Annotated in this window: 14 protein-coding genes; 11 read left to right on the top strand and 3 right to left on the bottom strand. The window is 34.5% G+C overall.

The features are described 5' to 3' along the window. Positions 1–33: 33 nt before the first annotated feature. From AC6CHK_RS11855 to AC6CHK_RS11820, 8 genes are all read left to right on the top strand, one after another. The gene (locus AC6CHK_RS11855; RefSeq protein WP_498096366.1) at positions 34–876 is read left to right on the top strand and encodes a Kelch repeat-containing protein; all 843 of its coding nucleotides are present in this window, start codon (positions 34–36) and stop codon (positions 874–876) included. A gap of 183 nt (positions 877–1059) precedes the next feature. Next, on the top strand, positions 1060–1446 hold the full coding sequence (locus AC6CHK_RS11850) for a hypothetical protein (protein ID WP_498096364.1): 387 nt from the start codon (positions 1060–1062) through the stop codon (positions 1444–1446). A 122-nt stretch (positions 1447–1568) separates the two neighbouring features. Further along, positions 1569–3626 carry a M48 family metalloprotease gene (locus AC6CHK_RS11845; protein WP_498096363.1) on the top strand — a complete coding sequence of 686 codons (2058 nt, stop codon included), beginning with the start codon at positions 1569–1571 and terminating at the stop codon, positions 3624–3626. A gap of 150 nt (positions 3627–3776) precedes the next feature. Continuing rightward, the gene (gene arr, locus AC6CHK_RS11840) at positions 3777–4202 is read left to right on the top strand and encodes an NAD(+)--rifampin ADP-ribosyltransferase (protein WP_498096361.1); all 426 of its coding nucleotides are present in this window, start codon (positions 3777–3779) and stop codon (positions 4200–4202) included. A gap of 79 nt (positions 4203–4281) precedes the next feature. Further along, a complete protein-coding gene (locus AC6CHK_RS11835) occupies positions 4282–4950 on the top strand; it encodes a dihydrofolate reductase family protein (protein ID WP_498096359.1) in 669 nt (222 codons plus the stop codon). Further along, positions 4833–5183 carry a DUF2200 domain-containing protein gene (locus tag AC6CHK_RS11830; protein ID WP_498096357.1) on the top strand — a complete coding sequence of 117 codons (351 nt, stop codon included), beginning with the start codon at positions 4833–4835 and terminating at the stop codon, positions 5181–5183. The genes AC6CHK_RS11835 and AC6CHK_RS11830 overlap by 118 nt, the downstream gene beginning before the upstream one ends. 119 nt (positions 5184–5302) lie before the next feature. Next, on the top strand, positions 5303–6277 hold the full coding sequence (locus tag AC6CHK_RS11825) for a T9SS type A sorting domain-containing protein (protein ID WP_498096355.1): 975 nt from the start codon (positions 5303–5305) through the stop codon (positions 6275–6277). A 120-nt stretch (positions 6278–6397) separates the two neighbouring features. Beyond that, positions 6398–7147: a DUF3575 domain-containing protein gene (locus AC6CHK_RS11820; RefSeq protein ID WP_498096353.1), complete on the top strand. Its 750-nt coding sequence runs from the start codon at positions 6398–6400 to the stop codon at positions 7145–7147. Between the two features lie 34 nt (positions 7148–7181). Here AC6CHK_RS11820 and AC6CHK_RS11815 read toward each other — a convergent pair whose 3' ends face one another. Next, a complete protein-coding gene (locus AC6CHK_RS11815) occupies positions 7182–7394 on the bottom strand; it encodes a hypothetical protein (protein WP_498096351.1) in 213 nt (70 codons plus the stop codon). Positions 7395–7677: 283 nt separating this feature from the next. Here AC6CHK_RS11815 and AC6CHK_RS11810 point away from each other — a divergent pair, with 283 nt between their 5' ends. Next, complete coding sequence (locus AC6CHK_RS11810) at positions 7678–8292, top strand: class I SAM-dependent methyltransferase (protein ID WP_498096349.1); 615 nt, start codon at positions 7678–7680, stop codon at positions 8290–8292. A 52-nt stretch (positions 8293–8344) separates the two neighbouring features. After that, a complete protein-coding gene (locus AC6CHK_RS11805; RefSeq protein ID WP_498096347.1) occupies positions 8345–8695 on the top strand; it encodes an FEKKY domain-containing protein in 351 nt (116 codons plus the stop codon). Here the strand turns inward: AC6CHK_RS11805 and AC6CHK_RS11800 are convergent. Further along, positions 8690–10441 (bottom strand): ABC transporter ATP-binding protein, encoded by a 1752-nt coding sequence (locus AC6CHK_RS11800; RefSeq protein ID WP_498096345.1) that lies wholly within the window; start codon positions 10439–10441, stop codon positions 8690–8692. The genes AC6CHK_RS11805 and AC6CHK_RS11800 overlap by 6 nt on opposite strands. A 1374-nt stretch (positions 10442–11815) precedes the next feature. Between AC6CHK_RS11800 and AC6CHK_RS11795 the strand changes: the two genes are divergently transcribed. Then, positions 11816–12496 (top strand): hypothetical protein, encoded by a 681-nt coding sequence (locus tag AC6CHK_RS11795; RefSeq protein ID WP_498096343.1) that lies wholly within the window; start codon positions 11816–11818, stop codon positions 12494–12496. A 241-nt stretch (positions 12497–12737) separates the two neighbouring features. Here AC6CHK_RS11795 and truA read toward each other — a convergent pair whose 3' ends face one another. Continuing rightward, entirely contained in the window at positions 12738–13475 is a 738-nt protein-coding gene (truA, locus tag AC6CHK_RS11790) for a tRNA pseudouridine(38-40) synthase TruA (RefSeq protein WP_498096341.1), read from the bottom strand. Positions 13476–13562 lie beyond the last annotated feature (87 nt).

The raw sequence follows: 13562 nt of genomic DNA, 5'->3' as shown, positions 1-13562 counted from the left end.
GCACAAACCCTGAATTTTAAACATCTTTCGGATATGTCTATGCGCAGAGGAGGTGTAACCAGTGCCATTGCAGGTGACAATATCTATGTGAGCAATGGGTATAAAGATTCGGATGGCAATGCTACTATTATTGAGAAATACAATATTAGAGATAACCGCTGGAGTATTATCAACTCTAGTCTGGTTCCTAAAAGATTTGCCAATTCGGAGACTTACGGTAACAAAATTTATATTTTTAACGGGTGGGGAAACAGCAATCTTGAAATTATAGACCTTGAAACGCATCAAAAAACCAAGGGAGCTGTTAATCATGCCTATACAGGAAATGCAGGCTCAGCCATTCATAACGGAAAAATATATACGTTCGGCGGAAGTGGGCTAAACAATGCTGCAACCACTGTATTTTCTAACAGATTCCAATACTACGATATTGCTTCCAATACCTGGCATCCATTACCAGATATGCCCACCGCCAGAGAAGCAAGGGGCAAAATAGTGAATGATAAGCTCTATGTAATTGGTGGTTTTAACGGTACGTCATCCCGCCTGGTCAATGTGTATGATCTCAATAAAAACCTTTGGACCGAGCAATATACGATGCCTGCTGCGATATCTGGTCATTCTTTAGCGGTATCCGGCAATAAGATTTTTATTGCAGGCGGATATAATAATCAAAATTTTCTGGCCTATTTTGACACAGAAACCAATACGTTACATAAATTATCATCCAATATGATTCCCAGAAGACATGCTGCTGCAGAAATATATAACAATAAATTATACATCATGGGTGGAAGTACAGCATCCTCAACCAAATCATCTATTAAAAGCATTCAGGTTGCAGATATTAGCGAAGAAGCACTCTCCGCTAAATAACCAAATGAAGATGTCTTTAAATCAAAAGTTTATACCAATGCCCAAAGATGGTTTCCCCTCGCTGCCGCCCGAATCCTTTCGTCTGGCTTGCATAAAGTAATATTTCTACCTATGACCAAACTTCAAATTTTCACAACACTCTTTCTATCTATCTTCCTCACCAACTGTAAAAACCCAGAAACCATGAAATACAAAGTCGGTCAAGAGTGGAATTACAAAACCCGTACAGGTGAAGAAAATTCTACTCTGAAAATTTTAAAAATAGAAGAATATCCAACACACGGAAAGGTCATTCACATCTCGATTGGCGGATTGAAAGTGGGAAACCCTAGTTTAGAGAAAGGTTTTGCAAATGAATTCACGCACATTCCAATTTCCGAGGAAGCATTAGATAAAAGTGTAACGGTTTTGAAAAACGATAAAGTAAAACTTCCCACTAAAATTGACGGCTACGACTACTGGAAAAAAGAATTTGATCAGGGAATTGCCGGAGTATTTTCAATCTCAGTCTCTGAAATTGTAGATTTAATGGAAGAATCAATTATCACCGGAAATGGCGTTGTGGAATAAAAAGCTACTGTTGTGGCGAAAATATTTGACGCAACAATTCTGTTAACATAATTTAACTCCACCCTACAGGATTTTCTTGCTCCATTTATCAGATGTATGTATTATTGTAAAAAATTATAATCATGCATATTCAGATTTCTCAGGATTTTAGAAAAAAAGCAAAAGCCGCTGTTTTTTCTATTATCATTTTTGTTTTTGTTTACATTCTTATTTTTCTTTTTACAATTGTTTTAGCATTAGCTTGTATTGGTGGAGGAATCTGGCTTATTGCAGCAAAACCAATGTTTTTGACGTTAATGTTAGGAATTGGTTTGGCCGCAACCGGACTTTTTGTTTTCTACTTTATCATTAAATTTTTGTTTAAAAAACACATCAACGACAGAAGTTATCTTACCGAAATCAAAAGATCAGACGAACCGGAACTCTTTAAAATGATTGACGAAATTGTAAAAGAGGCTGAAACCAATTTTCCGAAAAAAGTTTATCTTTCATATGATGTAAACGCAAGTGTATTTTATGATTCAAGTTTCTGGAGTATGTTTTTCCCTATTCAGAAAAACCTTACAATCGGAGCCGGTCTTATCAACACCACAACAAAACAGGAACTAAAAGCCATCCTGTCTCACGAATTCGGACATTTCTCACAACGTTCGATGAAGGTTGGAAGCTATGTATACAATGTGAATCAGATTATTTTTAATTTGGTGAATGATGACGCATCGTATCGTAATTCTATCGAAAAGTTTGCTAGTTTCAGCGGATATTTTACAATTTTCGCATCGTTGTCGATTTTCTTTACTTCAAAAATACAGTGGGTTCTTGCGAAGATGTATTCTTATGTCAACATCCGTCACATGGCACTTTCCAGAGAAATGGAATTTCATGCAGATGAAGTTGCCGCCAATATTGCAGGCTCGGTTTCTTTAGAAGAATCACTTTTAAGATTAGAGCTTGCTGACAATTCTTACAACAATGTTCTAAATTTCTATGAAGCAAGAATTTCCAAGAACCAATCGAGTAAAAACATTTACAAAGAACAGTTTTTTGTAATGAATTTTCTTGCAGATCAAAGTGAGCTGGAGACAAAATACGATCTTCCACATGTAAAACTTGTAGAATCGGGATTGTTCAACAAATCAAAATTGAATATAGAAAATCAATGGGCATCGCATCCTTCTACAGAAGATCGGGTTGCAAAACTCAGACAGCTCAATATCGTAAAAGACAAAGATGATCAACCAGCAAAAAATCTTTTTAAAAATTTTGAAAAAACAGAAGAAAAGCTGACTGCAAAACTTTTCGCAAATGTAAAATATGACCGCGGCAGAACAGATTTAGATTTTGAAATCTTTAAAACAGAATTTGAAAGCCAGTATCAGAAAGATTCTTTCGACAAAATTTTTAATAATTATTACGATAACAAAAATCCTGATCCTGAAGTGCAGGAGAATTTCTTGTCAGAAAACATCCGTTTCGATCATCTTTTTGATAACGAAAAAGTGGAACTTGTTTATACATTGATCGCTTTAGAAAATGACAAGAATGCCATTGAAGCTATTGCTAACAAAGAATTTATTTTAAAAACATTTGATTACGACGGAAGAAAATACAAAGCTGACGAGGCTAAACAACTTATTCCTGAAATTGATCAATCTATTGCAGAAATCAAAGATCAGATAAAGAAAAATGATTCGGATATTTACAATTACTTCTTGAAAATCTCTGAAAATGAAGGCAGAAAATCAGATTTTACAAGCCTTTATCAATCATTCTGTGATTATGATAAGCAATACGAGGAAAAACACAAACTTTATACAGATCTTTTAAACCATACTGCTTTTATAAGTGAACGCACTCCTTTTGAGCAAATCAAACATCATTTTATTACTCTTAAATCTCTTGAAGACAAATTAAAACAGGAAATAGGATTCCATCTTCAAAATCCACGACTTATTTCGGAACTGAGCGAAAAAGACGTAAAAGATTTGAAAGATTATATAGAGAAAGAGCATATTTATTTCAGAAATGAAGAATATTTTGATGCAAACCTGCAATTGCTGATAAAGGCGATCAATATTATGCCGTATTTCCTCCAAAGAAAATATTTTCTGATCAAAAAAAATACACTTTCATTTATGAAAGAATTGGAAGATAATAATCGTGTAGAGAAAGTTTCGTAAATCAACTGCTCATTATGCAAAGCCTCACACGCAAAAGCGCCCGCTTGTGAAGAAAAAAAGTCCCAAAATTTTATTAAACCACTCAATTCCCAAAGCGGTTTTTTTAATTAAAAGCAATTATATAAATTTACAGGTTCTGAAAAACTCAAAATGGAAAACAAAAAAGATGAACAAACTCTGGATAATGGTCCATTCTACCACGGCACAAAAGCTGATCTGAAGATCGGAGACTTATTGACTGCCGGATTTGAATCAAATTATTATCCTGAAATAATAATGAATCACATTTATTTTACAGCCTTACAAAATGGCGCCGGATTGGCCGCTGCATTAGCAAAAGGAGATGGCAATGAACGTATTTACATCGTAGAACCTACAGGAAAATTCGAGAATGATCCTAATGTGACAGATAAAAAATTCCCTGGAAACCCCACAAGATCTTACCGCAGCGAAGAACCCGTAAAAATTGTCGGCGAAGTAAAGGAATGGATAAAACTAACGAATGAAGAACTTCAAAACTGGAAAGAAAGACTGACCAAATTACGCGAGAATCCGGATGCTGAAATTATAAATTAGAATTACATCTTAGTTGATGTTTAACAAGCTTTTAACTGACGATTAGTTGTAAAAATTCACAATTCATAATAAATAAAACATGAAAAAAGTAATTCTAGACTTAGCAGTAACTTTAGACGGATTTATCGAAGGACCCAACGGAGAAATCGATTGGTGCATTATGGATGATGATATGAATTTTGATGGTTTTCTTTCAAGTATTGACACCATTTTTTATGGAAGAGTAAGTTATGATTCCTGGGGAAATTATCAGCCCGATGAGAATGCAAATCAGGCAGAACGAAAACTTTGGAAGGCCGTTCATTCAAAAAATAAATTCGTTTTTTCAAATCAAAAAAGAGAAGATAAAAATGCGACTTTTATCAATTCTGATATTGCAGAAAAAGTTTCGGAAATCAAAAGTCAGGGCGGAAAAGATATTTGGCTTTATGGTGGTGCAAGTTTAATTAAAACTTTTATCCATTCAAATTTAATTGATGTGTATAGGATTTCCGTTCATCCGATTGCTTTAGGAAACGGAAAACCATTATTTGAAGACTTAAAAGAAAGGTTAAATTTAAATTTGATTAAAACCAATATCTTTAAATCAGGAGTTGTACAGCTTATTTATGAGCCTATAAAATTTAAGAAATGCAAAATACAAGAATCTTTACCACAGCATTTGCCAGCGTTTACCCGCATTACATCACAAAAGCAGAAAAAAAAGGTAAAACCAAAGAAGAAGTGCATGAGATTATATTTTGGTTAACAGGATATGATGAAAAAGAGCTTAAGGAAATATTGGATAACAAAACAGATTTCAAGACATTTTTTGAACAGGCTCCTCAGATGAATCCAAATGTTTCCATGATAAAAGGCGTGATCTGCGGCTACCGCATAGAAGAAATTGAAGACAAACTGATGAGGAACATCCGATATTTAGATAAATTAATTGACGAATTGTCAAAAGGGAAAAAGATGGATAAGATTTTAATAAAATAACCTCAACAGATTTTAGAAAAAAATTCCGATTTATTTATCTAAATCGTAATTTTATAATTAATTAAGTAATTTTATATAAAAATAAATAAGTTTTTAATTATCTTTAAAGAAAAATAACCATGATTAAAAATCTATTCTTTTTAATAGCAACTACATCTGTTTTTTCGGCTCAAACTACAATTACCAAAGCATTTAATGATCCTATTGTTGGCGAAATGGTCAACAATTTCAACGTCAACGGTACCGTAGATAATTCTGCAACCGGTAATGGAGCCACCTTCTCAAACGGAAGCTTGACGCAAGGTACAGCCTCAGCAACAAACTATTCTACCCCGACTTCTTCTGAAATAAGTACTTATCCCGGTACAACCATTAAAATGGTAAATGGAAATACAACGATACTTTACAAAGCAACTGCATCCAAACTTGAAATTACTGGTCTTGTTACACCAGATGCAACATTGAATTTTTCTGTCAACAACGGTACTTTTATCTCATATCCTGCGGCTTTCGGATACACAGAAACAGATAATGCGCAAGGAACATTTACCTCAACGGCTGCTTCAGGAAATTTCAGCGGCACAATCAATATTTCTGCTGATGCAGCCGGAACTTTGATCATTGGAACGAAAACTTACAATAATGTTTTGAGAATAAAATCTATTCAGAATTTTAATTTAACGGTAAGCGGATTGCCTGTCGGAAAGATTACCAATACTACTTACGTTTACTACGACAGCGCTCATAAATTTCCGTTACTAAGCTCGACCAAAGCCAATATAAATGCGCTCGGGATGAATCAGACGACTGAAGGAGCTCAGGCTCTGAATGAAGTATTTTTAAAGGTTACAGATTTTGCAAAGAAGAATAATTTTAAAATTTATCCGAATCCTGCTCAGGATTATATTCACATTCAAGGAGAAGTTTCCAATTATTCAAAAGTGAATATTTACAGCTTAGACGGAAAACTTATAAAAGTTTCAGATATAAAATCTGGGAAGATAAAGGTTTCAGAATTGCCGCCGGCGACTTATTTTATTGAGGTTTCAGGAAAAGCTTCTCAATCTGAAAGTATGAAGTTCATTAAGAAATAAAATAATTTTTCAGCCTTTCTACATTTTAGAACAATTTTTGATTTAACATAATAAACTTATCCGTTCTACTTTTCAGCATGATTTCGGGGTTTAAATTGTATTAATTAAAAATTGAAGGCCATGAAAAAATATATGTTTATAATTCTATCTTTTTTCCTGATTCAGATGCATGCACAGGAAATAAACCCGGAACCCGGAGAAAAGATGAATATCATCAAAACAAATGTTACAGGGTATATCGTCAGAAATATCAACCTGTCTTACGAAAGATCCATCAACCGTTGGTTTTCCCTGAATGTTGGCTTTGGCACAATGACGGAAGGAAAAGTTCCTTTTATTGAAGTTTTTTTAAATGATGAACAGGAACAGGATTTTCAGAATCTTAAAGTAAAAGCAACCAATTTCACGATCGAGCCACGATTTTATATTGGCAAAGGATACGGAAAAGGTTTTTATTTTGCACCTTATTATCGTTATTCCAAGGTGACTTCAAACCAGTTTGATTATAATTATGACTATAATTTTAGCGGAACAACATTTGAAATCCCGATGAAAGGCTCCGGAAGTGCCAACGGAAACAGCGCCGGATTAATGGTCGGAGCACAGTTTTTCCTTAACAAAAAGCAAAATTTTATTCTTGATTTTTGGATTGCCGGCGGACATTACGGAAGTGGAAAAGGCGATTTTATATTGGCCAGCGATTATATACTGACACCCGAAATGCAGGCACAGCTGAAACAGGAGATTGAAAATCTTGATATTCCTTATGTAGATTATACGGTAGAGACGAATGCGAATGGTGCAAAAATAAAAGTTGACGGGCCATGGGCCGGCTTCAGGAGCGGGATTTCGCTAGGATATAGATTTTGAGTCAACAAAAAATCCGTTCTTATGAACGGATTGATTATTTGTAAGCTTCTTTAAATTTTTCAATTACGTTGTCCAAAGTATGTCGCTGTACATATACGGTTTTTACCTCATCATATCTTGGTGATTTGTAAAATACCTCATGAAAATCCATACTTCCGTTTCCTACTTTTACGACTTTTTGTACATCGATATTTAATTTTTTCAATTCTTCTTTTAAGACTTGAAATTCATCTTGAATATTATTCATCTTTATATTTTGTTTTAAGTTAAAATCCTAATTTTTGATCCGCTTCACCCCTATTATTTTGAACGTTAAGCCAAATTTTTAATAAATTTAGTAATTTAAATCAAAATAACAATAGGGTTTCATTATTTTTTACATTTATTATTTAATACAAAAACTATACCTATTTAGCTAGTTATTAATTAAATGTTAACAAAACATGAATTAAATATGAATAAAGATACTTTAAAGAGATGTTTCAACGTGTCGCTTCTTAATTTTTAGTTAATATTGCATTCAAAGTGAAATGAATATGTCAGAAAATAAATCTCATTGGGAAAACGTCTATTTAACAAAAAATCCTGACCAGGTAAGCTGGACACAAAAAACGCCGCAAACATCACTGAACCTTATACAATCGTTTGGGTTACAAAAAGATGCAAGAATCATCGACATTGGCGGCGGCGACAGCAATCTTGTTGATCATTTGCTTGATCTTGGCTATACTAACATTAGCGTACTCGATATTTCGGAGAAAGCTTTAGAAAAAGCAAAAAAAAGATTAGGCGAAAAAGCAGACAAAATAAAGTGGATCGTATCGGACATTACAGAATTTAAACCCGAAGAAACCTATGATATATGGCACGACAGAGCTGTATTTCATTTTCTTACAACAGAAAAGCAAATTTCTAAATATGTAGAAATTGCTGAAAAACATGTAACCAATTTTATTGTTTTAGGAACGTTCTCAACAGATGGTCCGTTGAAATGCAGCGGCCTGGAAATCAAGCAATACAACGAACTTTTTTTAAAAACTAGATTTGAAAAGAACTTTAAAAAAATAAAATGTTTCACCGAAGATCATGTAACGCCTTTTGATACGGTGCAGAATTTTATCTTTTGCAGTTTTGAAAAAGTTTAGCTTAAGATTTTAACATTCATATTGTTTTAGAATCTATATTTAAACTTCAACTATGAAAAGTGCTAAACTTTGCCTGATTCTGGCTTCTATTGTATTCTCAAATTATATGTCTGCTCAAAAAAACAGTGACATTAAGGCAACTGTAAAAGATAAAAAGGCGAAAAACGAAATCACAACCCAAGATCAAAGACAACCACACTTCATTCAGTTTGGAATCATGTCCCGAAATCACGAAAGTTTTAAAAACAAATACGGAGTTGATGTCTTTTATCAAAACTGTGTAATAAGTCCTTTCCTGTCACAACAGGCAAAACAAAACAATACGCTTCTTGCAAAGTCTCTTACGGAAAAGTATGGCGAAACCTGGAAAAAAGATTTAGGTTTTACTCCTTACGGTTTATGATTTTTCTTCAGCTTCCACTTCATGCCTTAGCTGAGCTTTATATAAGGTAGAATAATAGCCGTTTTTGCTAAGAAGTTCCATATGTTTGCCTTCTTCTACGATTTTACCGTGTTCCATTACAATGATTTTGTCGGCTTTTTCGATCGTTGAAAGTCTGTGCGCAATAATGATTGACGTTCTGTTTTTGGTGATTTTTTCCGTAGCTCTCTGGATCAGCTTTTCGCTTTCGTGGTCTATTGAAGAGGTGGCTTCATCTAAAATTAAAATTTTAGGATCAGACAGATAAGCCCGCAAGAAAGATAACAGCTGGCGCTGGCCTAAAGATATCGACGAACCTCTTTCGCTTACGACATATTCATATCCGCCGGGAAGGCTTTCGATAAAATCATCCACTTCAATTTCACGGGCACCGGCTTTTATTTTTTCTAAAGTAATGTCGTCATCACCGAACGCCAGATTCTCATAAATGCTTCCATGGAAGAGGAAAACGTCCTGCAACACGACACCAATGTGGCTTCTTAAATTATATAATTCATAATCCTTCAATTCTATATCATCGATGCATATTTCACCTGAATTGATGTCATACAATCTTGTAATCAGGCTGATAATAGTCGATTTTCCGGCTCCTGTTGCACCGACGATGGCTACAGTTTCTCCTGGATTCACCTTAAAATCAATTCCTTTTAAAACTTCCTGCTTATCGTCATAGGCAAAACGCACGTTTTTGAATTCGATCTTTCCGTCAAAATGGTCTTTTGTGACTTTGCCCGTGTTCGGCATAGCAAAATCTTCATCCATTATTCCTAAAACTCTTTCTGCACCTACAATACCACGTTGAATATTGTTGAAACGGTCTGCAATTTGTCTCAACGGGCGGATCAGCATTGAATTATACTGAATAAACGCAATTACAACTCCCGCGCTTATTGTAATATAACCTCCGTAAAACAGGATAAACCCGATGAATAACGACGAAATCAATTCAACAACAGGGAAGAATAATGAGAAAATGAAAACAGTTCTCAGCAATGCTCCTTTCAGCGTAATATTGATATCATCAAATTTCTTAAACTCAGAATTTTGCCTGTTAAACACTTGAATAATCGGCATTCCGGCCAGCCTTTCCTGAACAAAAGAATTCTGAGTGGCCGTCCACGTTCTTTCATCACCGAAAGCTTTCTTCAGTCTTTTCTGAAAAAATCTCGTGATCACCACCATCAAAGGTAATATCGCCAAAGTGATGTAACTCAGATGCACGTCTGTATTGAACATCATGATTAAAACAAAAACAATCCTCAGAATATCTCCGAAAACCATCAGGAAACCGTCGGTATACACAGTTGCTATGGTTTCCACATCACCAACGGCGCGCGTTACCAGCTGCCCGATCGGAGTTTTATCAAAAAAAGCAGTCCGGAAATAGATCAGCTTATTGTAAAGCCTCTCCCGGATATCCCTGATTACATTTTGTGAAATATAGTTTGAAAAATAAACCAAAAAGAAATTTAAAACAGTCTCTGCAAACACCAAACCTATCAAAATATAGACATGCTTCATCATCAAAGCTTTGTCCTGAAGCCTGGTAATGTCATTATCTACCACTTCCATGGTGAGATAAGGCCTGTACGTGGAAACTACCGAAAGAATAATGGAAATTATCAGAGTAAATATAAACCAAGAACGGAATTTCATCCCGATAAAGAACAGCCTCTTTATAATCTCCCAGGTATCTTGTTTTTTCATTGTTTGAATTGACGAAAAGAATTAATTTGAAAAAATTCTCTGCAAAAATACAGCTTTATAATTTGACGGACAGAACAACTTGAATAGAAAATTTCGGATATGTATTATTTACTATACAAATGATTGTTTTCTTCCTTTAATAATTTCCGCAATTTAAATAACCTGAGTTAAGGATAAGCACTATTGTAAAAATGGTAACTCCTTGATTTTTTCTAAAGTTTTTGTTGGGAAACGCAAAGGCGCAAGATATTTGAATCTTTTTAAAGGCGCAATGATTTTATCTCCGATAAAATTAGCAACGTTGATTATTGAAAATATTTCACATTGGCACCAACTGAAGGTCTTCGAAAGAAGTTCACGAAGTGTTCTTGCATCTTAAAAACATTGTTTTATTCAACAGCCTGCGCCTTTACGTTTTCCAACAATTTCTTTATCCGAATTCAGATTAAATAATCTTAACTGTTTTCTAAAACAAGTATAGTAGACCAAAAATGTACTGCACCAGACAAAAGAGCAAGTACACAACAGCAAAAATGTACTACACTAGACTAAAAATATACTACACTAAACAAAAGGACGACTGTACTAGAGTAAAAATGCTTTATACTAAAACAAAAATGTACTGTACTAGACTAAAAACTAGGTGCACAAGACTAAAAATGTACTATACTAGACAAAAGAACGACTGTACTAAAGAAAAAATGTACTGCACAATCATAAAAAGCCTGTGAAGTAAGTGAAATATCTATGATGGTAAGCATTACCTCTTCTTTGCAACAATGCAAACGAGCTTTCTTATCAAGCATTATTAAATTTATATTAGCCGTGTGCATTATTTAATTTTTTGTCTTTCAAAACTAAGTGAAACGCCTTTGTTTAGCTTATTTTATATCTATGTATTAAATAATTCTTTGTCTTACATTGCGTTTTTAACCGCAAAGTTCGCAAGGTTTATTTTATCATTAAAAAAGCTTTTAATAAAGGTAAACAAAGGCATTTCATTTAAGAAAGAAAAACAAAAAAATTATACACTTTTATCAAGCATTATTAAATTATATTAAGCTGTGTGCATAATTTAATTTTTGTCTTTCGAAACTAAGTGAAACGCCTTTGTTTAGCTTATTTTATATCTATGTATTAAATAATTCTTTGTCTTACATTGCGTTTTTAATCGCAAAGTTCGCAAGGTTATTTTATCATTAAAAAAGCTTTTAATAAAGATAAACAAAGGCATTTCATTTAAGAAAGAAAAACAAAAAAATATACACTTCTAACAGATCAGTTAGTCAAAATTGTCATTAAAATACATACTAATTATATAAAATAATAAAGCAATTGAATAAAACCGTATATTTATTTTAATTAAAACATATTATGATGGGAATATTAAAAGAAGAATACGTGCCGATTGCAGACGCACTATTAGCAAGCCTTAGAAGAGACCTTCCGCTGTTTGAAGCGGAAAACCATTTGTATAATGCAGACTTCCTGCTTGCCATGCAAAACAAAACCGACGAGGTAAGGGCAAAGGAAACCGGCGACGCTACCCTCGCCCAGCAAAAAATAACAACCAAAGAGCTGTATACGCTGGGCAACAATCTTGTAAAGCCTATGAAGCTGCTGAATCTTGTATTCGATAAAGCAGGAATGAAAAGCTCGCTTGCAAGCGATGTGCAGAAAAAAGTAAATACCCGGAATTTTGAAGGGGCTCTGCTCTGTCTCAAATCTTTAAAGGAAGTCGTTGCAGCGCAGTCTGCCCTGCTCACAGCTTCCGGGATGAAGGCAGATACCGAAGCCATGCTTCAGGATGCCTTTGACGCCATTACCGCCAAAAGCAATGAGCAAAGCAGCCTGCAGCAACAGAGAAAAGCGTTTTCATCTGAAAATCAAGGATTGTATCGTGAGCTGTACAGCTATATAAGCCAGGTAGCCAAGCTTGGGAAAATAGTTTTCCACGGCGAGCAAAAAGCTTCGGAATATACGATCGACAACCTTATTGCGATGGTGAACTCTTCGAGGAGAAATAAAACGAATGACGACAATGTGTCGCAATAATTTAAAAACTCTGCTCAGGATTGAGCAGAGTTTTTTTATTTTTTAGAACATAAAGATTAGAAGATTTCCGTCAGTTCAAATTTTCGAAATAAAAAGAAATATATCGAGAACTTTTTGATTAGAACAAACTTCTCGATACGATTTTTCCAAAATCTACTCGAAGCGACGCTATATTGTGTTTACTCTATACTTTCAAAATAAGAATAAATACAAAACCTCAGAAAAATTTCAGAAGTTTCGTTTATTTTAAAAACTCATATCCCACATCCACCAAAAAAAGCCCGTGTGCGGGAGCGGAAGTTCCTGCCGAGTTTCGGTTTTTATTTTCTATGATTGCTCTTACGTCTTCGGGTTGTATTTTTCCTGAGCCTACTTCTACCATTGTTCCGACAATTGCTCTTACCATATTTCTGAGGAAACGGTTGGCTGAAATAGTGAATTTCAATTCTGGCCCATCCTGCTCCCACTCTGCTTTATAGATCTTGCAGAGATTGGTTTTGTTGTCGGTATGAAGCTTGGCAAAACTTGTAAAATCTTCGTATTCAAATAAAATTTTACAGGCTTCGTTCATTCTTTTTATGTCTAAAGGTTTTCTCCAGTGCTGCCACGAAGAATCTTGTGTAAAAGGATTTTTCTCTAAAGAAATAAAGTATTCATACGTCCTGAAAGTTGCATCAAAGCGTGCATGAAAATCATCTTTTACCTCAAAAATCCTCTTGACAGAAATATCCGGTGGCAAAAAACTGTTGAGTTTATGCGGAAGCTGATCGCTTAAAAACTGAGCAGTATTAAAATGAGCAAACATTTTTTTTGCATGCACGCCCGTATCGGTTCGCCCGGCTCCTGTTGTTTTAATTTCTTCTCTTAAAATCGTGCTGAGCGCCTTTTCCAGCTCCTCCTGTACAGAAATATCTTTCGGCTGGATCTGATAACCGAAATAGTTTTTACCGTTGTACGAAAATTCTATAAAATATCTCAAAGCAATAAAAATAATACTGCAAAAATAATCTAATTAAACGATACCGAAGAAACAGATTTTATCTGATCAGAAATAATTAAAGTCATT

This window comes from Chryseobacterium sp. GQ58, from assembly GCF_059758895.1.
Note: the sequence above shows the minus strand (reverse complement) of the source record. Positions and strands in the feature narration are given on the sequence as shown.